Annotated in this window: 27 protein-coding genes; 1 reads left to right on the forward strand and 26 read right to left on the reverse strand. The window is 43.4% G+C overall.

Going from position 1 to position 26,224, the window contains the following annotated elements:
- Positions 1 to 308: 308 nt before the first annotated feature.
- The 7 genes from D3H55_RS12150 to D3H55_RS12180 all read right to left on the reverse strand — a co-directional run bounded on the left by D3H55_RS12150 (position 309) and on the right by D3H55_RS12180 (position 6,071).
- Positions 309 to 1,289 (reverse strand): biotin--[acetyl-CoA-carboxylase] ligase, encoded by a 981-nt coding sequence (locus D3H55_RS12150; protein WP_119547183.1) that lies wholly within the window; start codon positions 1,287 to 1,289, stop codon positions 309 to 311.
- Positions 1,274 to 2,455 (reverse strand): CCA tRNA nucleotidyltransferase, encoded by a 1,182-nt coding sequence (locus D3H55_RS12155; protein ID WP_119547184.1) that lies wholly within the window; start codon positions 2,453 to 2,455, stop codon positions 1,274 to 1,276. The genes D3H55_RS12150 and D3H55_RS12155 overlap by 16 nt, the downstream gene beginning before the upstream one ends.
- A 12-nt stretch (positions 2,456 to 2,467) precedes the next feature.
- Positions 2,468 to 3,598 carry an N-acetyl-alpha-D-glucosaminyl L-malate synthase BshA gene (bshA, locus tag D3H55_RS12160; protein ID WP_119547185.1) on the reverse strand — a complete coding sequence of 377 codons (1,131 nt, stop codon included), beginning with the start codon at positions 3,596 to 3,598 and terminating at the stop codon, positions 2,468 to 2,470.
- 3 nt (positions 3,599 to 3,601) lie between these two features.
- Complete coding sequence (bshB1, locus tag D3H55_RS12165) at positions 3,602 to 4,303, reverse strand: bacillithiol biosynthesis deacetylase BshB1 (RefSeq protein ID WP_119547186.1); 702 nt, start codon at positions 4,301 to 4,303, stop codon at positions 3,602 to 3,604.
- Positions 4,293 to 4,715: a methylglyoxal synthase gene (gene mgsA, locus D3H55_RS12170; protein WP_119547187.1), complete on the reverse strand. Its 423-nt coding sequence runs from the start codon at positions 4,713 to 4,715 to the stop codon at positions 4,293 to 4,295. The genes bshB1 and mgsA overlap by 11 nt, the downstream gene beginning before the upstream one ends.
- Positions 4,716 to 4,930: 215 nt before the next feature.
- Positions 4,931 to 5,731, reverse strand: coding sequence for a 4-hydroxy-tetrahydrodipicolinate reductase (gene dapB / locus D3H55_RS12175; protein WP_119547188.1), 801 nt, complete (start codon positions 5,729 to 5,731; stop codon positions 4,931 to 4,933).
- Entirely contained in the window at positions 5,718 to 6,071 is a 354-nt protein-coding gene (locus D3H55_RS12180; RefSeq protein WP_119547189.1) for a nucleotide pyrophosphohydrolase, read from the reverse strand. Before D3H55_RS12180 ends, dapB begins: the two co-directional genes overlap by 14 nt.
- Positions 6,072 to 6,714: 643 nt before the next feature.
- On the opposite strand from D3H55_RS12180, the gene D3H55_RS12185 reads away from it, so the two are divergent.
- The gene (locus D3H55_RS12185) at positions 6,715 to 7,587 is read left to right on the forward strand and encodes a YitT family protein (RefSeq protein ID WP_119547190.1); all 873 of its coding nucleotides are present in this window, start codon (positions 6,715 to 6,717) and stop codon (positions 7,585 to 7,587) included.
- Positions 7,588 to 7,630: 43 nt separating this feature from the next.
- On the opposite strand, the gene D3H55_RS12190 is transcribed toward D3H55_RS12185, so the two are convergent.
- The 19 genes from D3H55_RS12190 to D3H55_RS12280 all read right to left on the reverse strand — a co-directional run bounded on the left by D3H55_RS12190 (position 7,631) and on the right by D3H55_RS12280 (position 26,222).
- On the reverse strand, positions 7,631 to 8,311 hold the full coding sequence (locus D3H55_RS12190; protein WP_119547191.1) for a zinc metallopeptidase: 681 nt from the start codon (positions 8,309 to 8,311) through the stop codon (positions 7,631 to 7,633).
- Between the two features lie 56 nt (positions 8,312 to 8,367).
- Complete coding sequence (gene ypjB, locus D3H55_RS12195) at positions 8,368 to 9,159, reverse strand: sporulation protein YpjB (protein ID WP_119547192.1); 792 nt, start codon at positions 9,157 to 9,159, stop codon at positions 8,368 to 8,370.
- A gap of 85 nt (positions 9,160 to 9,244) precedes the next feature.
- The gene (lhaT, locus tag D3H55_RS12200; RefSeq protein ID WP_119547193.1) at positions 9,245 to 9,832 is read right to left on the reverse strand and encodes a lipoprotein heptaprenylglyceryl N-acetyltransferase LhaT; all 588 of its coding nucleotides are present in this window, start codon (positions 9,830 to 9,832) and stop codon (positions 9,245 to 9,247) included.
- A gap of 129 nt (positions 9,833 to 9,961) precedes the next feature.
- On the reverse strand, positions 9,962 to 10,732 hold the full coding sequence (locus tag D3H55_RS12205) for a menaquinol-cytochrome c reductase cytochrome b/c subunit (protein ID WP_119547194.1): 771 nt from the start codon (positions 10,730 to 10,732) through the stop codon (positions 9,962 to 9,964).
- A 58-nt stretch (positions 10,733 to 10,790) separates the two neighbouring features.
- Entirely contained in the window at positions 10,791 to 11,465 is a 675-nt protein-coding gene (qcrB, locus tag D3H55_RS12210; protein ID WP_119547195.1) for a menaquinol-cytochrome c reductase cytochrome b subunit, read from the reverse strand.
- Between the two features lie 14 nt (positions 11,466 to 11,479).
- On the reverse strand, positions 11,480 to 11,989 hold the full coding sequence (locus tag D3H55_RS12215) for a QcrA and Rieske domain-containing protein (RefSeq protein WP_119547196.1): 510 nt from the start codon (positions 11,987 to 11,989) through the stop codon (positions 11,480 to 11,482).
- 145 nt (positions 11,990 to 12,134) lie between these two features.
- The gene (locus D3H55_RS12220; RefSeq protein WP_119547197.1) at positions 12,135 to 12,599 is read right to left on the reverse strand and encodes a YpiF family protein; all 465 of its coding nucleotides are present in this window, start codon (positions 12,597 to 12,599) and stop codon (positions 12,135 to 12,137) included.
- Between the two features lie 482 nt (positions 12,600 to 13,081).
- Positions 13,082 to 13,624 (reverse strand): ReoY family proteolytic degradation factor, encoded by a 543-nt coding sequence (locus D3H55_RS12225; RefSeq protein ID WP_119547198.1) that lies wholly within the window; start codon positions 13,622 to 13,624, stop codon positions 13,082 to 13,084.
- A 45-nt stretch (positions 13,625 to 13,669) separates the two neighbouring features.
- Positions 13,670 to 14,929: a tetratricopeptide repeat protein gene (locus tag D3H55_RS12230; RefSeq protein ID WP_119547199.1), complete on the reverse strand. Its 1,260-nt coding sequence runs from the start codon at positions 14,927 to 14,929 to the stop codon at positions 13,670 to 13,672.
- 68 nt (positions 14,930 to 14,997) lie between these two features.
- Positions 14,998 to 15,729 (reverse strand): hypothetical protein, encoded by a 732-nt coding sequence (locus D3H55_RS12235; RefSeq protein WP_136035696.1) that lies wholly within the window; start codon positions 15,727 to 15,729, stop codon positions 14,998 to 15,000.
- Between the two features lie 292 nt (positions 15,730 to 16,021).
- A complete protein-coding gene (gene aroA, locus D3H55_RS12240; protein WP_420808749.1) occupies positions 16,022 to 17,311 on the reverse strand; it encodes a 3-phosphoshikimate 1-carboxyvinyltransferase in 1,290 nt (429 codons plus the stop codon).
- Between the two features lie 293 nt (positions 17,312 to 17,604).
- Positions 17,605 to 18,702, reverse strand: coding sequence for a prephenate dehydrogenase (locus D3H55_RS12245; protein ID WP_119547202.1), 1,098 nt, complete (start codon positions 18,700 to 18,702; stop codon positions 17,605 to 17,607).
- Between the two features lie 60 nt (positions 18,703 to 18,762).
- The gene (hisC, locus tag D3H55_RS12250) at positions 18,763 to 19,854 is read right to left on the reverse strand and encodes a histidinol-phosphate transaminase (RefSeq protein ID WP_119547203.1); all 1,092 of its coding nucleotides are present in this window, start codon (positions 19,852 to 19,854) and stop codon (positions 18,763 to 18,765) included.
- Positions 19,855 to 20,114: 260 nt separating this feature from the next.
- Positions 20,115 to 21,200: a 3-dehydroquinate synthase gene (gene aroB / locus D3H55_RS12255; RefSeq protein ID WP_119547204.1), complete on the reverse strand. Its 1,086-nt coding sequence runs from the start codon at positions 21,198 to 21,200 to the stop codon at positions 20,115 to 20,117.
- Positions 21,201 to 21,205: 5 nt separating this feature from the next.
- Complete coding sequence (gene aroC / locus D3H55_RS12260; RefSeq protein WP_119547205.1) at positions 21,206 to 22,378, reverse strand: chorismate synthase; 1,173 nt, start codon at positions 22,376 to 22,378, stop codon at positions 21,206 to 21,208.
- 133 nt (positions 22,379 to 22,511) lie between these two features.
- The gene (locus D3H55_RS12265; RefSeq protein WP_119547206.1) at positions 22,512 to 23,285 is read right to left on the reverse strand and encodes a CheR family methyltransferase; all 774 of its coding nucleotides are present in this window, start codon (positions 23,283 to 23,285) and stop codon (positions 22,512 to 22,514) included.
- Positions 23,286 to 23,969: 684 nt separating this feature from the next.
- Positions 23,970 to 24,416, reverse strand: coding sequence for a nucleoside-diphosphate kinase (ndk, locus tag D3H55_RS12270; protein ID WP_119547207.1), 447 nt, complete (start codon positions 24,414 to 24,416; stop codon positions 23,970 to 23,972).
- Between the two features lie 102 nt (positions 24,417 to 24,518).
- Positions 24,519 to 25,481 (reverse strand): heptaprenyl diphosphate synthase component II, encoded by a 963-nt coding sequence (hepT, locus tag D3H55_RS12275; protein ID WP_119547208.1) that lies wholly within the window; start codon positions 25,479 to 25,481, stop codon positions 24,519 to 24,521.
- A gap of 33 nt (positions 25,482 to 25,514) precedes the next feature.
- Positions 25,515 to 26,222: a demethylmenaquinone methyltransferase gene (locus D3H55_RS12280; protein ID WP_119547209.1), complete on the reverse strand. Its 708-nt coding sequence runs from the start codon at positions 26,220 to 26,222 to the stop codon at positions 25,515 to 25,517.
- Positions 26,223 to 26,224 lie beyond the last annotated feature (2 nt).

Genomic DNA, 26,224 nt, shown 5'->3' on the forward strand with positions numbered 1-26,224 from the left:
TCCCGTTAAGTTCAAATTGTAAGTTTCGACCCTCCGTCCCTGTCCAACCGGATCAAGGCAGAAATTAGTGATTATCATTATTCAGTTGATCATTGCGGTGCAGTTCATCATCGATACTGCCCTTCACTAAAAGATTATATCAAATGGAATCTGGAATTCAATAGTAAAAAAACTGACTTGATGGATTGCGTGCTATATAAATAAGAGAGTGTTAGTGGAAACCGGCACTTACGGAAACTTTTTTAACAGCAGGATTCCCCCTGGATACCGAAATCTGCAAACGGCTTCAAAGCCTGTCAGAAGCAGTTTCAATTTAATTCGATATCAGCAGAATATACTTCGTGAATCGTTCCTGCTCCATCTTCAATCCTTAATACACCATCTTCATTGATGCCAAGCGCTTTTCCATGGATACTGCCTGTAATTGTCCTTGCGGTTATGTGTCTTCCAATGCTGACCGCATAACTTTCCCACAACAACTTAATTGGAGTGAAGCCCTTTTCCATGTATAAATCATAGTACATTTCCAGCTTTTCCATAACCTTTTGGATAAGTTGGACCCTTGAAATCTTTTCTTCCTTTTCCAAAGCCAGGGATGTTGCGATGGATTGCAGTTCTTTCGGAAAATCCTCAGCCTTTTGATTGACATTCATCCCTATTCCTATAATGATGGAATTGATTTTGTCAGCTTCCGCCTGAAGCTCTGTAAGAATGCCGGTCACTTTCCTGCCATTGAGCAATATATCATTCGGCCATTTGATTTCCGGACTTAGCCCGCATACTTCTTCAATGGCCTGAACCACTGCCACAGCAGCAATCAGCGTGAATTGAGGCGCTCTTTGCGGGGGAAGCTGAGGTTTGAGGATGATGCTCATCCATATCCCTGTCCCCCTGGGAGAATGCCAGCTTCGCAGCAGTCTTCCCCTGCCTTCAGTCTGTTCATCGGCAATGACCGCTGTTCCTTCTTCCGCTCCTTCTTGAGCAAGGGTGTGCGCGATTTTTTGTGTCGAAGGAACCGATTCAATATAATGTATCGCCTTTCCTATAAATCTTGTCTTTAAGCCTGGTTTTATTTGTTCTTCGCTGCCCCTGTCAGGGGTCTTTACAATCCTGTATCCTCTTTTTTTGACAGCCTCGAACTCGAAACCTTCTTTGCGAAGTTCTTCAATATGCTTCCACACAGCTGTTCTGGAGCAGCCCGCAATATCAGCTAAGGCTTGTCCAGACAAAAATTCTCCTTCAGCCTTTGTGAACGCATCCATTAATTTTTTTCTTATTGGTGATTGCACAGCCCTAACCACTCCCTTATGGTTGATTTCTGATTGGGGATTTCACCTCTAATAACCGCTTTCTCGGTCTTTTCAAGGATTTCTTTGATCCATGGTCCTCCCGTTTTTCCGGTCCATTTCAATATGTCATTACCGGTTATCGCCAATTGGCTGCGATTTTTGATCGGGAGAAGTTCATACTTCCTTTTCAGGTCATCCTCCTGGATGGTATGAATCTGGTTTATCGCCCGGCATGCCTCCTCGACGTCCAGCGCCATTGAAAGACCAGCAGCATAGAGCGATTGACAATCCCATTCTTTTTTCATCCTGTCACCCATGAAAGTGACTGCTTTTGAAATATACTTTATCTTCTTGACAGGAAGTCTCCAGTTCCTTATCAGGCTTTCGCATTCATCTGAAAGATAACATAGAAGCATCCACATTTGTTCATTTGTCAGCTGGTTGACGGAAAGTTCTTCAAGTGACTTTAACACCTCATTCTTCAATCCCGGAAGGTATTGGTAAAGGCCGGTCTCCCTCAATGAAGCGATCGATGTCTTTTTATACCTTCCGTGCAACAGCTTTTCAAATTCTGCTGACAGTCTTTCAATGGAAACATGAGTGATTTTGCTCCCATTTTGTTTAATGCTCTCAAAAGTGTCTTTCTCCATTTCAAAACCGAGCTGGGACATGAAACGGACAGCCCTCATCATCCTGAGTGCATCCTCTTTAAACCGTTCCTCTGCCGATCCTACAGTCCTGATCACCTTTGCTTTTATATCCGATTCCCCGCAGAAAGGGTCATGAACCCTCCCGCTGCTATCCATAGCGATGGCGTTAATCGTGAAGTCACGCCTTTGCAAATCTTCTTTTAAAGAAGTAATGAACGTGACGGATTCCGGCCGTCTATAATCTTTGTATTCCTTTTCACTTCGAAAGGTGGTGATTTCGTATGGTGTACCTTTGTGTAACACCACTACCGTACCGTGTTCAATGCCTACATCGATTGTTTTTGAAAATACAGCCTTCACTTCTTCAGGAAGTGCTGAGGTAGCGATATCAATGTCATTTGTTCTTCTGCCTAAAAGCAGGTCCCTCACGGCGCCGCCAACAAAATAACACTGATACCCTGCCTCTTCAAGTTTTTTCAAAACAGGCAGTGCCTGCTTAAATAATGCTGGCAGCATAATCATCGTCACCTATCTTTCTGCAGTTAGCTTCCTGTATATTTGTTCATACTGATCGACCACTTTGCTTGAATGGAACTTTGTCCTGGCTGTCTTAAGGGCATTTTCAGAGAACTCACTGTATAGTTCTTCCGATGTCAGAAGTGACACTGCTTTCTCTGATACTGCTGCCACATCGCCAAGAGAACAGATGAAGCCATTCACCCCATCTTCAATCACTTCCGGTATCCCGCCAATATCCGTACCAATACATGGTACGCCGCATGCCATCGATTCCAAAGCCACAAGGCCGAAGCTTTCCTTTTGGGATAATAGCAGCATCAGGTCACTTAATGAATAAAGTTCTTCCAGGCTGTCCTGTTTACCCAGGAAAAGAACCTTCTCTTGCAGCCCAAGTTCCTTTACCAGCTGGCAGATCACAGTCATTTCAGGCCCGTCGCCAACCAGAAGCAGTTTTGAAGGCACCTGCTCATTGATCCTGCTGAAAGCTTGCACCACATCCTCAACTCTCTTGACCGCCCTGAAATTGGAAACATGTATGATGACTTTTTCTTCTGGTGAAATGCCGTATTCGTTTCGCAGGTGAACAGAATCAACTTTGCGGTAGACCCGCTCATCTATAAAATTGTAGACCGTTTCTATATCCTTGTCAGGTTTAATAAGACTGTGCGTCTGGTCCACCAGCGCATGAGATACGGCTGTGACATGGTCTGAGTGTTCAATGCCGAAACGGATTGCTTCTGTCAATGAAGGATCATATCCCAAGACAGTTATATCCGTCCCATGAAGGGTGGTCACGATCTTAAGGTCGGTATCTGCCATTTGTTTTGCCAAAATTGCACAAACAGCATGAGGTACCGCATAGTGAACATGAAGAAGGTCGAGTTTTTCTCTTCTTGCTACAACAGCCATTTTATTTGCCAGTGCAATATCATACGGAGCATGCTGGAACACAGAGTATTGATTCACCTCAACTTGATGGTAATAAATATTAGGGTACATTCTGTTCAGCCTGAAAGGAACACTGGAGGTAATAAAGTGTATTTCGTGTCCTTTTTCCGCGAGAAGCTTCCCAAGCTCTGTAGCCACTACGCCTGACCCTCCAACTGTCGGATAGCAGGTAATCCCTATTTTTAATTTCATAAGCTATTCTCCTAATAAGTCCTTGTCTACAATCAAAGTGGAGTGGGCAAGGAAGCCTTCTGCAAATGCAAGTCCGGCTGATTTCCCCATGATCCTTTCCCTTGCCTCTACCGATTCCAGATACCCTTCTGTCAGAGGGGTCTGCACACTTCCTTCTGAACTGGTAAATTGGCTTTGATATGCTTCCAAGCTTTTAATTTTTGTATTTATGTAATCTTCTATATCTATGACAAAGTCCGGATGGTGAAAACCGTTAATCATGTAAAAATATAACGCAGATGGTTTATGGGAATCACCTAAGGCAGCTTCTCCGTATTTCTTTATCCCTGCCGAGAAGAAGGCTTCCTTAATAAGAGCAGAGGCATTTCCATGGTCGGGATGCCTGTCAACTTCAAATGGAGCAAAAACGATCTTGGGTTTGTATCTTCTGATTATACCTACAATCTTGTCAATATTTTCTTTATTTATGTATAATCCCCGGTCAGGCATCCCGAGATTTATTCGTTTATGGACACCGAGAATGGAAGCAGCTTCTTCTGCTTCCTTTATTCTGGATTCAGGGGTTCCATTTGAAGACATTTCTGCCCTGGTCAAGTCACAAATCAGGATTTTCTTTCCTCTGGCCGCATATTTGGCCAATGTACCTCCCATCCCGATTTCCACATCATCGGAATGAGCCCCGAATGCAAGTATGTCAACCTTCATTACTATTCTCCTCATTTTCCTTTGCAATTTCACGCCACTGTATATCGCCCCGCTCAAGTCCTTTAACAAGCACTTCGGCCGTTCCCATATTTGTGGCCAATGGAACAGAATAGACATCACATAACCTGATCAGAGCAGAAACATCCGGCTCATGCGGCTGTGCAGTCAATGGATCACGGAAGAAAATCACGACATCCATTTTGTTATTGGCTATAAAAGATCCAATTTCCTGGTCTCCGCCTAAAGGACCTGACTTAAACCGGTGAATCTCCAGCCCTGTTTCTTCATTAATTCTTTTACCTGTTGTCCCGGTAGCAAATAAGCTGTGTTTCTGAAAGGTTTCTTTATATGCAAGAACGAATCGAATAAGATTATCTTTCTTTTTATCATGAGCAACCAATGCGATATTCAACACAATCACCTCTTTTTTATAGATCAGTTCCCTTAGCAAGGGTCACTGCTTTCAGAAATATCCCCAGTGCCAGTCATGGTTTTTCCTCTTGTTATCCAGGCTCCCGGGTGCACATTAGAGCATTTTCCTCAAACAAAATATATACTTTTTCAGTAAGTGGTGGAGCCAGATGACCTGTCCTTTCATCCGCTTGAATGACTTGCCTCTACTGAATGTCAATCCAAAATGTTCTCTAACCCGTAAACTAAAGTATCAAGTTTAATGACGGTCTCAACACATACTTTAACTCCCGACATAAAGGAAGACCTGTTGTAGGAATCATGCCGGATTGTCAAAGTCTGGCCGTCTGCTCCAAACATGACCTGCTGGTGGGCAATCAAACCAGGCAGTCTGACACTGTGAATATGCATTCCTTCATAATCCGCGCCTCTGGCTCCTCTTATCGTCTCTTTCTCGCCTGGATGCCCTTGGGTTTTCGGTTCTCGCTGGGATGCAATCATCTCCGCAGTCTTTACTGCTGTTCCAGACGGGGCATCAAGCTTTTGATCATGATGAAGCTCAATGATTTCTACATCATCAAAATATTTTGCAGCCATTTGCGAGAACTTCATCATCAAGACCGCTCCTATCGCGAAATTTGGTGCAATAATGCAGCCAATTTTTTTTTCGGCGGCCATCATCTTCAATTCCTCTAACTGCTCCGTTGAGAATCCCGTGGTTCCCACAACCGGCCTCACACCATATTCCAATGCTGTTTTAGTATGTATGTACCCTGTTTCCGGAGTGGTAAGGTCTATTAAAACATCCGGGGTTTCCTCTTCGAAACATTCGTTGATGTCCGTGTAAACAGATACTTCTGAATTCACAAATCCTTCTATATCACTGAGCTTCTTTCCATTATTCTTGTTGTCCAGGACACTTATCAGTTTGAAGCCTTCCGTGTTCTCTGCCATTTTGACCGCTTCTTTTCCCATCCTTCCCCTTGGTCCGGCTATCGTCACTTTAATTGGTGCCATGATTGTCTTCCTCCTCTTTGCGTGTCCAGCGATCCCTGTCTCTTGTATTGAATTTATCCATTACGGTATCATGTGCTTTTTCAAGATCAATTCCTAACGAATTAGCCAGGCATGTTACCACAAACTGTATGTCGCCAAGTTCTTCTTCAATGGTATTTTCCTTCTCTGTACTCTTCTTCGGTTTCTCTCCATAATAATGGTTTATTTCTCTTGCAAGTTCGCCCATTTCTTCCGTCAATCTTGCCATCATAGCCAGAGGGCTGAAATACCCTTCCTTAAACTGGCCTATATATGTATCTACTTCCTGCTGCATTTCTTTGATGGTTTTATGATTATCCATAATAACACCTCGCTAATTTCTTATATTATGTTAGCTAAGAAAGTGGTTTTTGACAAATAATTAAACTATACCAATTCCGGCTCAGCCGATTGCCTCGCATTTCAATTATAACAGTAAACCTGCCAATCCCAACTTTATTAAAAAAGGGCTTATTGATAGTTTCTATAGGTTCCTATATAATTGCTCTGGTGTAACACAAAGGCTGTTTTCGCATATATGGTTGCTTTCGGAAAAATCCAAGGTGCCGGATTTGTTCCCATGTTTCAAAGGTTTCACTCTCGAAAAAGAACGAGCGGCTCTTTTCTTCCCTGCCCACCGGGGTTTTTACGGCGATTTACCAGGTCTTTATTTAAAATTTAAAGTGAATAGCAACAAAGTTTACGAAAAGAGCCAAGACAAAGGCTGAAGCAGCTGATCAGCGCCGAATGGACTGGAGGAGCAACTTCAGTATGAGATAAAAGGAAGAGCAAATTGATTCAAAGATCATTTCCAGATTATCCATTTGAATGGTCACGGGCTGCTTATAGAGTGCACTGCTCAGCAGTCGAGAAAAAAAGGAGCATGGAAGTCATGCCATCCAAGCTGAAGAATCCACTTATCCTTCAGAAAACTAAATACAAGAACGATCGGAGGAATTAAAACAATGAAAATCGGACTCAGGTATAAAAATATTTTCTTCATCATACTGGGGTCTGCCATTTTTGCATTTGGGCTTGTCCACTTTAATATGCAGAACGAATTGGCAGAAGGCGGGTTTACAGGGATTACACTGCTATTATATTTTCTTGCCGGTATCGACCCTTCTTATTCCAATCTTGCCTTGAACATCCCTATCTTTTTTATCGGATGGAAGTTTTTGGGCAGGAGGGCATTTTACTATACCATTATCGGGACAATAAGTCTCTCAGCTTTCCTTTGGATCTTTCAGAGATATCAGATGAGAATTCCTTTGGAAGGAGATTTATTTCTGGCTGCACTTTTTGCAGGCGCCTTCCTCGGTGTCGGACTCGGGATAATCTTCAGATACGGAGGGACTACTGGCGGAGTAGATATCATTGCAAGGCTGGTCCATAAATATGTGGGCTGGAGCATGGGGAAAACGATGTTCATGTTTGATGCTGTCGTCATTTCTGCTTCCCTAATAACCTATCTGGGTTACAGAGAGGCAATGTATACCCTTGTAGCCGTTTTCGTCGGGGCCAGGGTCATCGACTTCATGCAGGAAGGTGCCTACGCCGCCAGAGGTGCCATGATTATTTCCAGCAAACATGAAGAAATTGCCGACACTATCATAGAAAAAATGGACCGGGGTGTCACTGTCCTTAAAGGACATGGCTCATTTACAAAAGAAGACCGAAACGTCCTGTATTGTGTAGTTGGCAAAAATGAAATTGTCCGTTTAAAGAACATCATCAGTTTTGTGGACCCGCACGCTTTTGTATCGGTGACAGTCGTCCACGATGTATTAGGAGAAGGATTCACACTGGATGAAAACAAGAATCCTCTGGAAGATTAATGTTACAGCCATAAAAAAACTTCCCGGATTACGGGAAGTTTTTTTATTCTTCACCCTGCATCCCTGTAAATATAAGGACAAGGCGAAGCAATTCGATTATTGCTACAGCAGCAGCGGCTACATACGTCATGGCAGCAGCGTTAAGTACTTTCTTGGCATGGCGTTCTTCTTCATTGCGTATCAGTCCAAGGGATACAATTTGATCCATCGCCCTGGAGGATGCATTGAATTCAACCGGAAGCGTGATCAATTGAAACAAGACTCCGGCTGCCATCAAGACAATCCCTAACAAGAACATACCGGATAGTCGGCTAAAGATACCTATCATGATAAAAACCCAAGATAAATTGGAACCCAGATTAGCTACTGGAACAAGCGCATGCCTGAACCGAAGGAAACTGTAATTCTGGCTGTCCTGTATGGCATGTCCAACTTCATGTGCTGCAACAGCGGCACCCGCCACAGAATGGCCATGATAGTTATCCGGTGACAATGCAACAGTTTTATTTAAAGGGTTATAATGATCGCTTAGAAATCCACGGCCTTCAACCACTTTCACTTGATGCAATCCGTTGGCATCCAGTATTCGGCGGGCCATTTCGGCGCCGGTCATTCCGGATGTCGTTGCCACTCGTGCATATTTGTTGAATGTCTTTTTGACATTCATGCTTGCAAGTACTGGAATCAGTGAAATCAAAATGAAATAAAGGATTAACCCTCCCATTTCAAACCTCCATCTAGTTGTAGTTACTCAAATTTTATCTCCAGCCCATATGGTTGTCAATCCTTTTGCCTTTCTGACTTGGAATGCTGCGATTCACCCCTATATTTTCTCCAGCCGACATAAGATAATGTAAGGATAATGATACTTCCAGTTGTTGTGATCACCCACCAAAGTGAAGGATCTGCCTCGTCTTCGGTCAATCCATCGAACAAATCTTCCAGGTCATTTTCCAATGTATTCAGCTCATTCATCGTTTCTTTAACACTGCCGTCTTCGTTTCGATACCGGTCGATGAAGGTAATCCTTGAATCAAGCTGCTGAACTTTTTCTACAGGTACATCAAGTTTGATACTTGGCTGGATAATACTATATTTTGTCAAAAACTGATTCAATCTTGTTTGATATTCTTCTGCATCCCCTGTACTTGCGGCATCCTGAACCTGTTGAAAAGCTGACATGATCGGTTTTTCCATCTCTGTCCACAGGGGTTGGTGCTGAGAGTATATCGTATCCATAACAAGTCTGAAGGTAATGACTGAATTCATTCTTTGCTCAATTGATTCAGAGGAATTAGCAAGCGATTGTAGAGCACTTTCATGGGAAACCGTCAGAATCCTCAGTTCATCCATGGTAAAGGAACGGTTCCTGGCGTTGACTTCAGCGAATTTATCGGAAAAATATTGTAATAGTTGCTTTGCTTCATCATATCTGCCGGATTTGGCCATCTGTAAGGCCTCATCCGAGATGCTATCCAGTTCTGATAATGATGTCCCTTCTGCAGAGGAATGCAGCGGTGAGATCATCAAAAAAATGAGCAGCGCCATAAAGATCGATCTGAATAATTTCATACTTGTCCCCCCTCAAACTACTAATAAATTGTATGAGGGCTTGGACAAGAGTAGACCTTATATTTGTTAATACCAAGCTGAAAGCCTATACAAGATATCGCCTTTCCACTTTTCTTGTAAAATAGTAGCAGAGTAAGAGGGAAAGAATACTCAGCCAAAAGGTGAAATACCCTATCTCCCTTATATAAAGATGAAGCTGTGAGTAAACAGGGAACTGCATGAATACGTAATCAATGATGTCATTATGAAGCGTCCATATCGCAGCCGCCATTATATGCCATACCTTTACTCTGTAATAAGGAGAATACAGAATTCCCTGAACAGCCATGGCGAAGTGTGAACCAATCAGCATATACCCCTGCCACGACAAATCACCAGAGACCGACAGCGTAAGCAGGTTCATAACCACCGCCCAAATTCCATATTTAAACAATGTTACAAGTGCTAACGCTTCCATAAGCGGCCAGTTCCTTTTCATCAAAAAGGCTGCTACCACAAAACAAAAGAAAAGGCTCGCGGTCGGACTGTCAGGAACGAAAATCAAAAAATGAGGTTCGGTTCTTTCCAGTTGCGGCAGATACCATATATATCCGTAAATAGTACCGAGGACGTTTATGACCAATAGCAGGGTCAGGAATGATTTATGAGTGAGATAAGTAAAAAGTTGATTCATGCTTTCTCCTTTAATGGTGTGAATTTCATAACTAACTTAGATTATAAAGAAATCCGGAAAGATTATCCACAAATCTCCACATAACAGATAGAAAGTAAAAAAGACCCGGCAGCATGCCGGGTCTTTTCATCATTCTCCTCCAAGCTCAGAGATGAATGTTGCGAGCTTATCAAGCTCTTCTTCAGTACCTTTGAACTGGCCGGCAGGCATTCCTGGCGGCTTACCGTTCACTGCGATATCAGCGATTTCTTCTTTGCTCAGCTCAATGCCAGCTAAAGAAGGTGCAGCTGCTCCGCCTTGGAGAGTATCCCCGTGGCAGTTGATACAGCCGTTCTCCTGATAAATCTTATATCCTTCAGCTTCCGTGTCAACTTCAACTTCCTCAACAATCTGCCCCTGCTTTTCAGCTGCTTCCCAGTCATGGTTGACAACAGATTCCCAGGTAAGGAATACTGTCGCGGCAAGAGCCAAAAGCATGAATCCTGTCGCGAAAGGACGTTTAACAGGACGGCGGTGTGGACCGCGGTCGATGAATGGAGCTAGAAGAAGAGCTCCGAAAGCAAGTCCTGGAATAACAAACGCTCCGATGACATTATATGGACCGGATGCATAAGTATACTTCAATAATTGATAAAGAAATAAGAAATACCAGTCAGGTAATGGAATATATCCCGCGTCCGTTGGATCGGCAATTCGTTCTAGCGGCGATGGATGTGCAACCGTCAAACAAAGATAACCGATAAGGAATACCGCCCCAACCAACCATTCCTTCAATAGGAAGTTTGGCCAGAAGGCTTCCGTTTTTCCAGGGAACTCGGAATAATCTTTCGGAATATTAGGCTTACGTTCTGCAGGCACACGAGAGTCGCCTACGAACTTCATCCCTTTTCCTCTATGCATAGTGTCCCCTCCTTATTAATTAAGGTGATTCAATCAATAACCTGTTGAATCGAATATCTTACAATGGGCCTGAAATCCCTTGTTTACGGATCATCAAGAAGTGAGCTCCCATCAATCCAAGCAATGCTGCCGGAAGGAAGAACACGTGGATGGCAAAGAAACGAGTAAGCGTCTGCGCACCGACAATATGAGGATCACCGGCAAGAAGCGTCTTGACCTGTTCTCCGATAAACGGTGTCGCAGCTGCGATTTCAAGACCAACTTTTGTCGCAAACAGCGCTTTCATATCCCATGGTAATAGATATCCTGTGAAACCAAGACCAAGCATTACGAAGAAGATTAACACTCCGACTACCCAGTTCAATTCACGAGGTTTTTTGTATGCTCCTTGGAAAAAGACACGTAACGTATGTAAGAACATCATTACAATTACCAGACTAGCTCCCCAGTGATGCATACCGCGGACGATTTGTCCGAATGCCACTTCATTTTGAAGGTAATATACAGATTGCCAAGCGTTTTGGATATCCGGAACGTAGTACATAGTCAGGAACATTCCAGATAAGATCTGAATGACTGTCACGAAGAAAGTCAAACCGCCAAAGCAGTAAACGAATGCAGAGAAATGATGTGCAGGGTTAACATGCTCAGGCACTTCATGATCAGCGATATCGCGCCACAAAGGCGTAATGTCCAAACGCTCATCAACCCAATCATACATTTTGTTCAGCACGGATTACGCCTCCTTTACTTTACTAGATTATTTGGTTCTGCTTTTCCGAGGTATAAGATACCGTCATTAACTTTTGTTGGATATACATCCAATGGTGCTGTCGGCGGTGTTCCCGGGATGTTCTTCCCGTTCTTCTCGTAAAGGCCGCCATGGCAAGGGCAGTAGAACATGTTTTCATGGTTCTTGTCCCCATTCCAGTTAACTGTACAGCCCAAGTGTTTGCATACAGGTGAAAGTGCTACAATTTCACCATTTCCATCTTTGTAAACCCAAGCAGTCGATGTTACTTCAGAAGTGTACCATGCATCTACTTGTTCGTAGCTGAAATCTACACGTACAGGTTCATTTGTTAATTCATCAACTTTTTGCTTCGTTGCAATGAAGTCCCCTCCAGCTTCTGCTTTCAGAACAGGATCCACTGCGAAACGAACCATTGGCATCAACATTCCGGCAGCCATGAAACCGCCTACACCAGTTAGCGTATAATTAAGGAATTGACGTCTTGATACACGTTGTTTGCTCATCCTTATCCCCCCTCTATCATAAGGTCAGTCCGACGGACATTTTTCGCACAAATATAAAACTAGGACATAATAATGATATATTAATCTCTCTATGAGGTCAATAACTCGACCTTGAAAAAGATGTCAACAATGTGACTTTTTTAAGTCAAGCCTCTGCCTGCCATTTTTTCACGATAACATTCAGGAGCTGTTTCACTTGGTCTTCCATGATGGAATGCTTATATTTTTCATCCATATTATCCAAAGGGATGGATGGAAGCCACATAAGGCTGCGCTCAAGCTCCTCGCTGCTGAAGCGCCAGTCACTGTCGGATGTAAGAAAAAATACGTATTTGAACCCAGCATTTTTCATTGCAGATTTCCAATCATCCAATCTCTTTTCTGCAATAGTCTTCTCTTCTGTGTTCAAGTAAGTGAATGCCGGGAACAGCATCAGCCTTCCCTTAAATTGATGCTCCAAGTGCATTGATAATAGGGAGATGAACTCCCCTTGAGCCGCGAAAGTCCTCATATCCTGTTCGAAGCCTACAGGCAGGAGAGGGATGACCGCAGTGTCGATAAACTTCTTTTCTTTAAGATAAAGATCTGCTTCTTTGCTATTCCAATTCAATATTCTACACCTCTTATTCGTCCTTATTCCCGATTATGTTATCACTAAATGAATAAGGATGAAAGTTTGAGACAGTGGAATAAGATTCGTTTTCATTACTATTTTATGGATTAGTATACTCATACTCTTCAGGAAGATTCATTAACTCGTTAAAGTCAGATTTTCGTTGGGGCTGGCAGCAGATTTCCACGGGGTTATTTGTTTAATGTCCTTACGATCCGTACTTCAGTCATTGAACAGGTTGTAACATAGGGATGGTTTCACATATTATTGTTGGTTTCGGAAAAGCCAAGTGCCGGATCCCCCCCCTGTAATACAAAGGTTTTACTCTCGAAAAAGAGCGAGCATCACTTTTCTTTCCTGCTCACAGGGGGTTCCCCGACGATTTACAAGGGTATTATTTGATTATATTGAATAGCAACAAAGTTAACGAAAAAAATAAAAAAGCTGACATGTCTGCCATGTTCAGCTTATCCGGATGATTACCCGGGCATATTCTTCAATTGTGAAGTCAGTCTTCTGAAATCTTCTTTATCATTCCGATCCAAAGCTTCATCGATCGCATCAAGGAGTTTCTGCCTTTGGTATGTTTCAATACTGCTTTTCAGGAACTGCTCTGCGATAATCCTGTCCTTTTCATTGATCAACAGGTACTTCGGCATAAAAGGGTTTTCCTCAAGCACAGCTGCGTATTGGTATGAAGCATTGGATTTGCTGAAGTTCAACTGGATATATATATCCTCATCTTTATTCAGCCTGATATCATGAAATGATTTTTCCGCATCCGTCGTCATAATATTCTCTTTATAAAACCTGAACGGCACTTCCTCCACACAGTGGGTGGACATGATCAACCCTCTTGGACAATACTGCGCTTCCTCTACAAAGTGTACTTTTTTCATTAACTGGTCGTGACTCATGAGATAATTTAATATCCAGACACATTCACGCCTCTTCAGCTGATATCGATTCAAGAACCACCGGATGAATTCCTTTTTCTCGTTGACAGATACAGGGGTCTTCATTTCTTTCCCTCCTCTGCGTATTATTACCCGCCAAAATTCAGTGTGTTATTCTTCCAATCTTTCGATGACCATGGCCCATTCTTCATTAGAAGGATCTTTCTTTAATAGTTCTATAAATACTTCTCGCGCCTCTTCGTGTTTTCCTTCCTCGATGAGAAAATATCCATATTCCTGAAGGAAATCCGGATGATCTTTAAAGAAAGTATATGCAAGACGGTATTGTTTTAATGCTTCTTTATAATTCTCGGTTTTCTCATATGCGGCGGCGGCATCCCAATGAAGCTGAGGTTCCTCCTCCCCTTCACTCTCCATGATATTGAAGATTTCGAGGATATCCCCATACCTTTCCTGCTGAAGGAAAAGTTTATTAAGAGTCAAGGCTGCTTCCATATATCCCGGGTCAAGGGCCAGCGCCTCACGCAATAACCGTTCCGCCTCGGGTTCATTAGCAAGTTTGAGGCATATCTTTCCCCCGTGGAACAGCAGCTCTTTATTGAATTCATCATGACCTATTCCTTCTTTGACTGTTTCCAGGCTCTTCTCAAGCTCTTCCTCATGTTCATAGGCTTTGGAAAGAAGAAGGTAAACCGAGGTATAATCAGGATCCAATTCCTTGACTGCTTCAAGCTTCTCGATTGCCCTTGCATAATACCCTGCTTGATAGGCAGTGAAAGCATATCCAAACAATGTATTGATTTCCAGGTGCTCATCCAAAGCTTTTTCATAATGATCAAGTGCCTGTTCAAAATCTCCTCCTGCACTAAGTGCCTCTCCCATCCTTTGATGGACATCGACTCCGCCCACGTTCGTTTTTCCTGACTGGAGGACACTTTCATAAGAGCGGATGGCTTCAAGGAACTTACCTATTTCAAGGTACAGCTCACCCAGCGCAAAATCGATCACCGGCTCGTCAGCCAGTAAATTCTTTGCCTGTATCAGCTTTTGCTCACTGACTTCAAACAGGCCCTGCATCTGGAACAAGTCGGCCTGCAATAGCAATGCCCTGGGATAATCCGGGTCCGTTTCTCCCATCCCGGACAGCAGGTCAAGTGCCCCTTCTTCATCATCAAGCTCCACATGGACTTCCGCAAGCATGACTATCAATTCTCCCTCACCAGGGTACTTGGCCAGAAGAATTTCAAGCAGCTCTTTAGCTTCCTCCAAAAAACCCAAATGGTGGAGGTTCTCAGCAAGTGTGAATTTCTCTTCATCTGCACCTAGATTCTTAACCCGCTTGAAATGTTTATTTGCACTATCCAAATCTCCATTTTTCAATGATGTAAGCATTTCTTCAGCATAATTCATGTAATAAAATCCTTTCTTCTACAATCACTTTATAGAAGGGTTTCTTTATGATTTATATCAAATAATGATCATGTTAAAAAGCCGGGAGTTTTAATAACCAATTCTTCCCCTATCCCCGGCTGAAAGAAACATCGGCCATTAGACATAAGTACTTTACCCTTGTGTACTGTAAGTATCAACATATGATTATCATAAAGAATTGACTGGCTTTCATCAACTATTTCAGAGGCTGGGCTTTTATATAGGTTATAACTTATTTCTCCGCCCGCCCTGAAATTCCCTTTAAGAGGGTATATGCCAATTAATTTCAAAATCTGCAAAGGCAAAGGATTTTTTGGCGTAATTGGATGGTGTACATGGGGAATTCCTTCGGTTTGTAGTATTTCATGCCACCCTTTCAGCAATTTTGTCTTTTCCCTCTTGTCGAGTTCTAAGGGAATATAGGGACAAAAAACCAATGGATATCCATAGAGGGCTTGTTTTATCCATCCCCAGGCCTTTTTCTCCAGCTCTCCAATCTCTGAAAATTCAACGAACACGGCAGGAATCCTGTTTCGTTTCATCAGCCTCAAGAGCTCAGGTGATACCAGCCCTGCCTTGCATTTCAGAACCAGGCAATAATCAATTGGACAATTAAGCAATTCCTTCCTTTTGCTGTTGAGACTGGAATGGAATTGTGAAAGGTACTCTATTGAAAATGAAGTGATAAGAGTCGTGCAGCCTCTCATTATGAACTCTGTGGCAAAATAGGACTTGAATTGTTTGAATTCAAAAAAATTTGGAAGTTCAAGGTCTGCCATGACATGCACAGGTGACATTACAAAAGGGGAAATGTTCATTCGCGGGACGGTATAGCGTTTATAGTTCAAATTCACCGATTCTATCTCGTTATCCTTTACTAGCATGGATATATTCCTTCTGCCCCCATATTCAATGCAGGGAACGTCATCAATTATATAGGTCATGTTTGAACTCTCCCTTCGTCTCTTAAGACAAGCTATGAAGCAAAGGGGGAGGAAATGACAAAAACTGTGAAACAGAAAACAAAAAGGCATCTCAGATTCAGAACGAAAATGAAATACCTTAGTGTATTTATCCTAGTGACAGAGAATGCAAATCCGAATAAAAGGATGGGTAAGATATATTGACCGCCCCGGCATTCTTCAGCAGCACTTCCTGTTTGCTGAGAAGAGCAGCCACAGCCAGTGTCATGCCGATCCGGTGGTCCCCGAGTGAGTCCACCGTACCTCCATGGAGGGCTGCCGGACCATTAATGACCATGCCGTCATCGGTACTTTCAATGTCTGCACCGAGAATCCTCAACTGCGAAACAATGGCATCGATGCGGTTCGTTTCCTTTACCTTCAGTTCTTCAGCATCTTTGATGACTGTCCTGCCTTCAGCTTGTGAAGCAAGCAGGGCTATGACTGGAATTTCGTCAATCAAAGCAGGTATGAGGTCCCCGCTGATTTCAATTCCTTTCAACCTTGAGCTTTCCACTGTAATGGTGCCTGTTGGCTCGAATTCGTCATTGTCATCCCATTCCACAGAGATGGAAGCGCCCATTTCTTCAAGCACTTTTATGATCCCGGTTCTAGTGGGGTTAAGGCCGATTCCAGGGAGGACCAGCTTACTTTCAGGAACCAGTGCACCTGCAGCCAGGAAAAATGCAGCTGATGAAATATCACCAGGAATCTTAATTTCCTTCCCACTGAATCTCTGGCCTCCCGCTACCCTGATTTCTCCGTTTCTACTTGAAATGTCCCCGCCAAATTTCCGTATCATTGTTTCAGTGTGATTTCTGGTTGGGACTTTCTCTGTTATGACCGACTCCCCCTCTGCTTGCAATGCAGCCAGGATCAAGGCTGATTTCACTTGGGCACTGGCAACAGGCAGTTTGTATTCTATGGAGGAGAGCTTTCTTCCCCTTATTGACAAAGGGGTATATTCACCATGATTTCTTCCATCAATGGCAGCTCCAAACAGGGCTAGCGGAGCGGTTACACGTTTCATAGGCCGTTTCGCAATCGACTCATCCCCGACTATCACTGAGTGGAATGGACGGCCGGCCAATATTCCGGACATCAAGCGGGCAGTTGTCCCAGAATTGCCAACATCAAGAATGGTTTCGGGTTCAACAAGGCCATTCCACCCTTTTCCATGGACAACCACTTTGTCGCCATCATCCTGTATATTCACTCCCATTTTCTTAAAGCAGGCCATTGTACTCAAACAATCATCCGCTCTCAGGAAATTATGTATAACTGTCAGACCCTCTGCAATTGCCCCAAACATAATGGAACGATGGGAAACAGATTTATCCCCGGGAACGTTGATGTTCCCTCTCAATCCCTTGCTATTAATCATTACTTTCTTGGACATTACCATAGCAACCATCCTTAACTACATATTCGCCAATAATTTTAAAGGCTGTTTAGACATAAATTGCCGCTTTCGGATGAACATTCTCCCAACAGAGAAAGCAGCAGTTCTCTTTCTTGAGCTGGACTGGAAATGAATTCTACGGATGATGAATTGATTGCTGGAACATAAAATACAGCAAAGCCTCCGCATGGCTGTTTTCGCAAAATATTGTTGCTGTCGGAAAAATCCCAGGTGCCGGATATTCCCCTTGTATTCCAAGGTTTTACTCTTGGAAAAGAAAGGGCAGCTCTTTAAAACACTTCAAAAAGAGTCTCTTTGCTTAGAACATCTTTTCCTTTCTCCAGGTCTGCATGACTTTGAAAACTGATGACGAGCCTGCCGACAGCATCCTCCCTCATCTCCAAAATCCTGAGATTTGTAATGCTTATGTCATTTTTGGCCAGAATGGCAGTGACTTCCGCAATTACACCGGGATGATCAGGAATATCTACATACAGATCATAAAAGGCCGGGATGGCTCCTTTGCTTTTAACTGGAAGGCCGTCCCTGAAGGCCTTTGCTTCAGAAAAAAAGCGGAAAGTCTTTTCGTAATCCTGACGCTCAACGATTTCCAGTAATTCATCCGCCGTTTCTTTCCACTCATTCAACAGTTTGATGAGCACCCGGCTATTCTGCAAAGTGATATCACTCCACATTTGGGGGTCCGCAGAAGCAATCCTTGTCGTATCTTTGAACCCGCCGGCAGCCAATCTTGAAATAAATGGAAAGTTTTTTTGGGCTTTCTTTGCTGTATGGACCAAGGATGAAGCAACCAAATGCGGAAAATGACTCACCGCACCCGTTAGTTCATCATGTTCTGCTGCATTCATTTCAAGAAACTTGGCACGAGTTCCTTTCAGCCATGTTTTAAGTTCCGCCAGTTTGTCTTTTCCTGCTTCCCTGCCAGGAGTAAGTATATAATAAGCATTTTCAAAGAGCAGGTCCTTTGCTGCCTTAACACCGCTTTTATGGGACCCTGCCATAGGATGCCCGCCTATAAAAGAAATCCCCTTATCACTGAGGTTGCTGGAGGCCTTCATGATTGGATTCTTTACGCTGCCTGCATCGGTAACAAGGACATTTTTCTTCAGACCAATCCTTTGAAGAACTTCCATCAATTTTATAATTTGGATTACAGGCACTGCTAAAACAATCAAGTCTGCCCCAGATGCCCCTTGTTCGAAGGAATCCGCCTCTTCATCTATGATGCCCAGCCCCTTTGCAAGGTTCATCTCCCTTTCACTTCTGTCATATCCGACAATCTTTGCTTCCGGATGTTCTTTTTTGATACTGATGCAAAGAGAGCCTCCAATCAATCCTAAACCGGCAATCAGAACTGTACCTTTCAACAGGCTTCACCTTCTTTTCCCAGTTTGTTTTCACCAGCGCTCGCATGAAATGGCTAAGTTCTAAGTTCTATCCAGAAAACCCCTGATTGTTTCAATCAGCCCCCTGTTTTGTTCAGGAGTTCCAATTGTGATCCTGACAGCGGATGGGTACCCAAGAGCTTTTCCTGAGCGCACAATATATCCTTTGCTTAAGAGATATTGAAAAACTTCATCGCCATCGATACCGAAATCAATCACAATGAAATTCCCCTGAGATGGAAAATACTTAAGACCTGTTTCTTTACATAATTCATAGAACATTTCCATGCCTTTCCGATTATCAGTACGGCATCTATCAATGAAATCCTGATCAGTCAAGGCAGCGGCAGCAGCTCCCTGTGCCACAATGTTATTATTAAAAGGTTCACGAAGGGGTTCCAGTTTGGAGATGATGCCTTCGTTCGCAATCCCATAGCCCACTCGCAGTCCTGCAAGTCCGTAGGCCTTTGAAAAAGTCCTCATTACCAGCAGACGGGGATACTTTTCAACCAATTCAACCGAGTCATAATAATCCTCAGCTGTAGCATATTCAAAGTATGCTTCGTCCAGTACTGTCAGCACATGGGACGGCACCCTATCAAGAAAAGAAATTAATTCATCTTCCCTAATATACTCCCCACTGGGATTATTGGGACTGCAAAGCCAGACTACTGAAGTATCATCATCAATTTCAGCGATCATTTTCCCCAGGTCATGCTTACCGCGGTCATCCAGTTCAACTTCCTTCACCGTTGCTCCTTCTATGACCGCATTGTGCTTATATTGCGGAAATGTGGGAGCGGGCATAATGGTGTTTGTTCCTTTTTGCAGCAGTCCCCTGGAAATGATCTGGATGATTTCATCGGAACCATTGCCAAGAATGATCTGCTTCTCCTCTATGCCTAAGTGTTCTGAAAGAGAGTTTCTCAATGTTTTTGCATAACCATCAGGGTAAATGGAAAAGGTGAAATCAGCTTTACTCAAATATTCTTTCACCCGGACTGAAAACCCGTATGGATTTTCATTTGAAGATAATTTTACAATTGAATCAAGACCATACATTTTCTTAACATCATCTATTGTTTTCCCAGGCTGATATGCTTTCAAGTTTTCTATCTCTGTTTTCCAGTTCACCTTAGCTCCACCCTTTTCTTCAGTTCTCTAATGCGTTATCACGTTAAAGCGTTATAAGGTTATCCTAACATACTTTCCTTCAATTAATCTACACCAAGATGCAAGCGTCGATGAATACTGGATGCCGCCCCTTTTCAATCATTTTTCCAAGATTCCAGCTGCAGCACCACTAGGAAAGTGTGCGGTAATTGCACTGAGAATCACAAGGCAGGTCAACCAAGACAGGACCGCCCTGGAGATATGTAACATACACATCACTTTCAATCTCCTTTGATGGCGGAAACAAAATCGTGGGCTTCCTTAAGGTCCATCCGGCTTACCTCCTTCAGGAGTGGCGTGCCAATGTCACTAAGAAGGACAAACTTTGGGATTTTATTGGCGGCTTTTTTGTCTCTTGTCATAACTTCATATATATCCTCAAACAAGTATTTCTTTGAAAACGAAAGGGGATATCCGAGTTCTTTCGCCCACATAATGAATTCTGAAAGATCAAAGCGGAGGCAGGAAAGCCTCTTGCTTAAAAAGAGTGCAAATACCATCCCGGCCATCACAGACTCACCATGGGAGATTTCCTTATATCCCCCCAGGTTCTCCAAAGCATGCCCGTAAGTATGGCCAAAGTTCAAAAAAGCTCTTATGCCATTCTCCCTTTCATCGTTTGCTACTATACCGGCCTTGACCGCAATTCCCTGTTTCAAACAGTTTATTAAAAATTCTGGTTCAATAGTAGAAAATGACCTGATATTGTTCAGTAAATTCCTGTAAAATTCTTCATCTGAAATAAGTGAATGCTTGATGACTTCGGCCATCCCGGATCTAACCTCCTTTAAAGGGAGGCTCTTTAAAAATGCTGTATCATAAAAGACTGCTTCAGGATGATAAAATTGGCCGATCATATTTTTTCCAAGCTTATGATTTACCGCCACTTTGCCGCCGACCGAGCTGTCATGCGCGAGGATAGTTGTCGGTACGCCGACAAACCTGATTCCCCTCATATAGGTCGCTGCCACAAAACCTGCTAAATCGCCGCATGCTCCTCCTCCGAAAGCCAGTATACAAGATTGACGGTCCAAGCCTTTATTGATGGCAAAGGTCATGCATTCATCATATACTTCAAGCGTTTTTGCTGCTTCCCCAGCCGGAACGGTGAACACAGATACTTCCAGAGATTCAGGCAGATGCTGCAGCAGAGTCTGCCCATGCAATTCATTCACTCTTTCATCGGCAATGACCATCAAATTAGAGATACCTCCCGCAGTTAAAAAAGATGCCAGATGATGCAATATTCTGCTGCCTATGTACACTGGATATTGTTTCGTTTCCGTTTTGATTTGCAGAATGTCCATTGTATTTAAAACTCCTTTGATTCACGGCGGTATTCATCTAACGCATCTCTCAAGCTGTCAAATCGATCACTGTTGAACTGCTCTGTCAGTGCATTTGCCAGTTCCCAGGCCACCACTGATTCAGCAACCACGCTCGCAGCAGGGACTGCGCAGCTGTCAGAACGTTCGATGCTTGCTGTAAACTCTTCTTTGCTGTCTATATCAACGCTTTTTAACGGCTTGTAAAGCGTCGGAATCGGCTTCATGACACCCTTCACCACTATCGGCATCCCAGTGGTCATCCCGCCTTCAAATCCTCCAAGCCGATTGGTTGTGCGGCTGTAGCCATGTTCCTGGTCCCAAGCAATTTCATCATGGACCTCACTGCCTGGTTTTCTTGCCATTTCAAAGCCCATCCCGAATTCCACTCCCTTAAAGGCATTGATACTCATGATGGCCATTGCTACTTTGGCATCCAGCTTGCGGTCATAATGAACATAACTCCCGACTCCCGGAGGCATCCCTTCCACAACCACTTCTACAACACCACCGATTGAATCACCCGCTTTCTTGGCTGAATCGATGGCAGCCATCATCTTTTGGGCAGCCTCTTCATCCATGCACCGCACAGGAGAGTTCTCTGTTGTTTCTACTAGTTCATCTATATTTTCATACTGAATATTTTCAGCTGTGATTCCGCCTATCTCCCTTACATGGCCTGCAACTTTTATGCCAAGCAGGCTTAACAGCTTTTTAGCGACGGCTCCTGCCGCCACTCTGACAGTTGTTTCCCTTGCTGAGGATCTTTCCAGAACATTCCTCAAGTCGCGGTGGCCATACTTGATTCCTCCATTCAAGTCAGCATGCCCTGGTCTCGGCCGGGTAATCTTCCTCTTGATCTCGTCCTGCTCATCTTCCGTAATCGGTTCAATCCCCATCACTTTTGTCCAGTGAGTCCAGTCCTTGTTTTCGACAATCAGAGCCAGAGGGGAACCAAGGGTCTTTCCGTGCCTCACACCTCCTGCAATGTTGACACGATCTTTTTCTATCTGCATCCGCCGCCCGCGTCCATAACCCTTCTGCCTTCTTGCAAGTTCTTGATTGATGTCCTCGGCACTCAGCGGCATACCTGCAGGAACTCCCTCCAGCACTGCAGTCAGCTGAGGGCCGTGTGATTCTCCAGCTGTTAAGTATCTCATATGAACTACCCCTTCCCGGCGTAAATATTTTTGTAAACCAATATAACACATTCCGGGCGTGAGTACATAGAAGATTCGCTCTATTCGTGGAAAGAATTAAAAAAACACCGGGAAAACTCCGGTGTCCGCTTCTCTATTTTTTTCTATAAAAGAAAGTGTCTTCTGTCTCCAACCCGTATTTGGCAGGATTGAATATTTGCTCTGTACTTCCGACGAACAATACCCCGCCAGGCCGAAGCGCTTCACTGAATTTGTGATAGATCTCTTCCTTAGCCTGTTCAGTGAAATAAATCATGACATTCCTGCAGACAATCAAGTCATGGTTGGGGTCATAATGGTCTGCCAGCAGGTTCTGTTTCTTGAACGTGACCCTGTTTTTGATTTCCGGTGATACAGCGTAAAAGTTCCCATCCTGTGAGAAATACTTCTTCTTGATTGCTTCAGGCACCTCATTTAAGGATCGCTCTGGATATACTCCAAGCTTGGCTTTTGCTATGGCATTGTCGTCTATATCCGTCGCCTTGATTGATATTTCCGATAGAGGAAGGTAGTTCGAAAGAATCATGGCAATTGTATAAGGTTCTTCACCTGTGGAACAGGCGGCACTCCAGATTTTCAAATTCTTATTTTGATTCAGGAGCCTGGGGATAATCTTCTCATTAAGAACAGCCCACCGCTTCTCATTTCGATAGAATTCCGTGACATTGATCGTCATCCTGTCAAGGAACTCATTCAATAACTGCCTGTCTTTCTCGATCGCTGTATAAAAATCTCTGAAATTTGAATACCCTTTTTTCTCATAAAGTGAGGTCAATCGCCGCTTCATCTGTGCTTCCTTATAAAGAAAGAGATTGATACCCGTTTTTTTATGTATGTCCTTTGTGAATTGCCCATAATCATATGCCATCTTTAATACACTCCAGCCTTCGAAATCGCGTTGCTTATTTAGTATATCGGAAAAAGCAGGGTGAAGATGAATCTGTTCCTGAAATTTTTTTGCAATATAGTGCCAGGATTCCAGCCTCGGGGAGCATTTTGTCTCTCTGTAGACTTTATAAGACAAAAAGCCAAGTTAAATTTACACCAGGGGTTTCATAGGGGTTGAAAAGAACAGCATTATTCCTTAAGGGCAGCTGATCGAGGATTCATAAAGCAAAATAAGCAGCGGATACTTGATCAGGGTGATTTATGAAGATTTCATGTGACAAAAAATGCATCAGAAACCAGTTTAAAGCGGCTTATGGAAGTCTTAAAAGAAAAGATAGCACTGGACGATAAAACCCCAGCCGGGTACCTCAGGCGCCAGAAGCTAATTCCTCACCCTTATTGAAGTTTCCCATCCACGCTGATACTTAGTGTTGAAGTGGGGCGGAAAACACCTCCCTACTCTATCAAACAGCCGCTTAAACCCTCAAAACGGAATGGATTTCAGCACCTATCCCTCTGCCATATTAATGTTGCACCAATTCATAGCAGAATCACCAAACTATTCCATTTCAATCACCAGCCTTGGAAGAAATACACCTAACAAACAAAAAAGCCTGAATCCGGAAGGCTCCCCAGATTCAGGCTTCAAGGCTTATATCAATTATTAATAGATCCACTCGTTCATAAGCTTAGAGTATTCAACCAATTCTTCCTCTTTGAAGAATAGGCCGATTTCTCTCTCTGCACTTTCAGCAGAGTCAGAACCATGGATGACGTTCTTTCCTACCGTGATGCCGAAGTCTCCGCGGATTGTGCCAGGTGCAGCATCCTTGGGATTAGTAGCACCCATCATGCTGCGTGCAGTAGAAATGACATTCTCACCTTGCCATACCATTGCAAACACAGGACCGGAAGTGATAAAGTCCACAAGCTCTCCGAAGAAAGGGCGTTCTTTGTGTTCGCCGTAATGTTCTTCAGCCAATTCCTTAGAAATGCTCATTAGCTTAGCGCCAGCAAGCTGGAAACCTTTTTTTTCAAAACGAGAAACAAATTCAGCAATTAATCCGCGTTGAACGCCGTCAGGCTTTACCATTAAAAATGTCTTTTCCATTTATCCCACTCCTAGATATGTATGTATGGGTCTCTATTCGATTGCCCACAAAAAATGGTATCATTGATTTCACATTTTGGCAACGTTTCCATTTGAAATTTTCTAAAATTTTCGCTTTCCGATGAAGTTTGCGATGTCCCTTAAAGTTTTGTTCGCACTAGTCTTTGGAAGTCCTTCAAGTTCCTCCAACGCCTTCTTCAGATAACGGAAGCTTAGTGCATGGGATTGTTCGATTGCTCCGCAGCCCTTGATATCTTCAATGACCTGTTTCAGAATGGCCCTGTCAACTTCTTCATTGACATTGATGATTCTCTCTTTCAAACGGGGATCATTCATGGCATATAAGACAGGCAGGGTAATATTCCCTTGAAGGAGGTCGCTGCCAGCAGGCTTTCCCAATTCTTTTTCGCTTGCTGTGAAATCAAGGATATCATCAGTGATCTGAAAAGACATCCCTACGTAATAGCCGAAGCGGTATAATTTCCTATGGATCTCGGAAGGAGCTCCTGCTGCTATCGCACCAAGCTGGCAGCTTACAGCAATCAGAAGGGCTGTTTTCCTTTTGATTCTTCTCAAATAATCCTTTAACCCCTGCTCAAATCGATATTTATCCTTTATTTGTTCAATTTCCCCAACAGTGAGTTCGACAATCGCATTTGAAAGAATTTTGTGGGCCTCTTCGTTCTCGATTTTGGTCATGTACTCCAAAGAACGAGCAAATATGTAATCCCCTGTATACATAGCCGTCTTATTATCCCATTGTGATTTAATTGTCGGCTTTCCCCTTCTCAGGTCTGCGTCATCAATGACGTCATCATGGACCAGTGACGCACTATGGATAAGTTCCAAGGCAACCGCTACATTCTTGATGCTATTGATGTCATAGTCACCAAACTTGGCAGACAGCAAAACAAATACAGGGCGGATTCTTTTACCGCCCGCGGATAACAAGTGAAGGGATGCTTCATTTAAAAGGGGAGAGCGGGAATCGATGGCCGTCTTTAATTCTTTTTCAATGAGGTCGATATCCGATTTCAGAAACGAATATATCATTTTAAACTTCATTTCATTTCCACCCAGTTATTATTTTTCTCTTGATCAATTCTTTTTGAACCCCATATGCATGGCAGCCACTCCGCCAGTATAAGGCTTGTACTCTACCTTCTCAAAGCCGGCATTGCGGAACATTTCCGCCAGTTCCTTCATTCCTGGAAAGTCTTTCGCCGATTCCTGGAGCCAGGAGTATTCATTGTAGCTTTTGGCAAATACCTTTCCAAACATAGGCATGAGAAATTGAAAATAAAAGTAATATGCCTGGCGGTAACCAAACATCGTCGGTTGGGATGTTTCAAGACAAACGGCCATTCCCCCGGGCTTCAGGACACGGTTCATCTCTTTTAAAACATGAAGATAGTCAGGTACGTTCCGCAGACCGAAACCAATGGTGACATAATCAAATGTATTATCTTCAAAAGGAAGTTCCATTGCATTCCCGTGGAGCAGCTCCACTTGTTTCATCCCTGAGTCTTTAACCTTCTGTTCCCCTATCTTGAGCATGTTTTTACTGAAGTCGAGCCCTTTGACAGTGCCTTTCTCACCGACTGCATCCGCCAATGCCAATGTCCAGTCGGCAGTTCCACAGCAAACATCCAATGCAGCAGCTCCCTTTTTGACGGCCATTCTTTTCATGGTATCTTTCCGCCATCTCTTATGCTGTTGAAAACTGATAACCGAGTTCATCTTGTCATAATTTCCGTAGATTTTCTCAAAGACAGTGTGAACTCTCTGCTCTTTTGACTGGTTCATCC

Source organism: Bacillus salacetis (assembly GCF_003581585.1).
Lineage (GTDB): Bacteria > Bacillota > Bacilli > Bacillales > Bacillaceae_B > Rossellomorea > Rossellomorea salacetis.

Coding starts and splice junctions, on each gene's coding strand:
- D3H55_RS12155 (WP_119547184.1), bottom strand. CDS start 2,455: ATGCTGCCAGCATTATTTAAGCAGGCACTGCCTGTTTTGAAAAAACTT.
- bshA (WP_119547185.1), bottom strand. CDS start 3,598: ATGAAATTAAAAATAGGGATTACCTGCTATCCGACAGTTGGAGGGTCA.
- bshB1 (WP_119547186.1), bottom strand. CDS start 4,303: ATGAAGGTTGACATACTTGCATTCGGGGCTCATTCCGATGATGTGGAA.
- dapB (WP_119547188.1), bottom strand. CDS start 5,731: ATGGCACCAATTAAAGTGACGATAGCCGGACCAAGGGGAAGGATGGGA.
- D3H55_RS12180 (WP_119547189.1), bottom strand. CDS start 6,071: ATGGATAATCATAAAACCATCAAAGAAATGCAGCAGGAAGTAGATACA.
- D3H55_RS12185 (WP_119547190.1), top strand. CDS start 6,715: ATGAAAATCGGACTCAGGTATAAAAATATTTTCTTCATCATACTGGGG.
- D3H55_RS12190 (WP_119547191.1), bottom strand. CDS start 8,311: ATGGGAGGGTTAATCCTTTATTTCATTTTGATTTCACTGATTCCAGTA.
- ypjB (WP_119547192.1), bottom strand. CDS start 9,159: ATGAAATTATTCAGATCGATCTTTATGGCGCTGCTCATTTTTTTGATG.
- lhaT (WP_119547193.1), bottom strand. CDS start 9,832: ATGAATCAACTTTTTACTTATCTCACTCATAAATCATTCCTGACCCTG.
- D3H55_RS12205 (WP_119547194.1), bottom strand. CDS start 10,732: ATGCATAGAGGAAAAGGGATGAAGTTCGTAGGCGACTCTCGTGTGCCT.
- D3H55_RS12215 (WP_119547196.1), bottom strand. CDS start 11,989: ATGAGCAAACAACGTGTATCAAGACGTCAATTCCTTAATTATACGCTA.
- D3H55_RS12225 (WP_119547198.1), bottom strand. CDS start 13,624: ATGAAGACCCCTGTATCTGTCAACGAGAAAAAGGAATTCATCCGGTGG.
- D3H55_RS12230 (WP_119547199.1), bottom strand. CDS start 14,929: ATGAATTATGCTGAAGAAATGCTTACATCATTGAAAAATGGAGATTTG.
- D3H55_RS12235 (WP_136035696.1), bottom strand. CDS start 15,729: ATGGCAGACCTTGAACTTCCAAATTTTTTTGAATTCAAACAATTCAAG.
- aroA (WP_420808749.1), bottom strand. CDS start 17,311: ATGTCCAAGAAAGTAATGATTAATAGCAAGGGATTGAGAGGGAACATC.
- aroB (WP_119547204.1), bottom strand. CDS start 21,200: ATGGACATTCTGCAAATCAAAACGGAAACGAAACAATATCCAGTGTAC.
- aroC (WP_119547205.1), bottom strand. CDS start 22,378: ATGAGATACTTAACAGCTGGAGAATCACACGGCCCTCAGCTGACTGCA.
- D3H55_RS12265 (WP_119547206.1), bottom strand. CDS start 23,285: ATGGCATATGATTATGGGCAATTCACAAAGGACATACATAAAAAAACG.
- ndk (WP_119547207.1), bottom strand. CDS start 24,416: ATGGAAAAGACATTTTTAATGGTAAAGCCTGACGGCGTTCAACGCGGA.
- hepT (WP_119547208.1), bottom strand. CDS start 25,481: ATGAAGTTTAAAATGATATATTCGTTTCTGAAATCGGATATCGACCTC.
- D3H55_RS12280 (WP_119547209.1), bottom strand. CDS start 26,222: ATGAACCAGTCAAAAGAGCAGAGAGTTCACACTGTCTTTGAGAAAATC.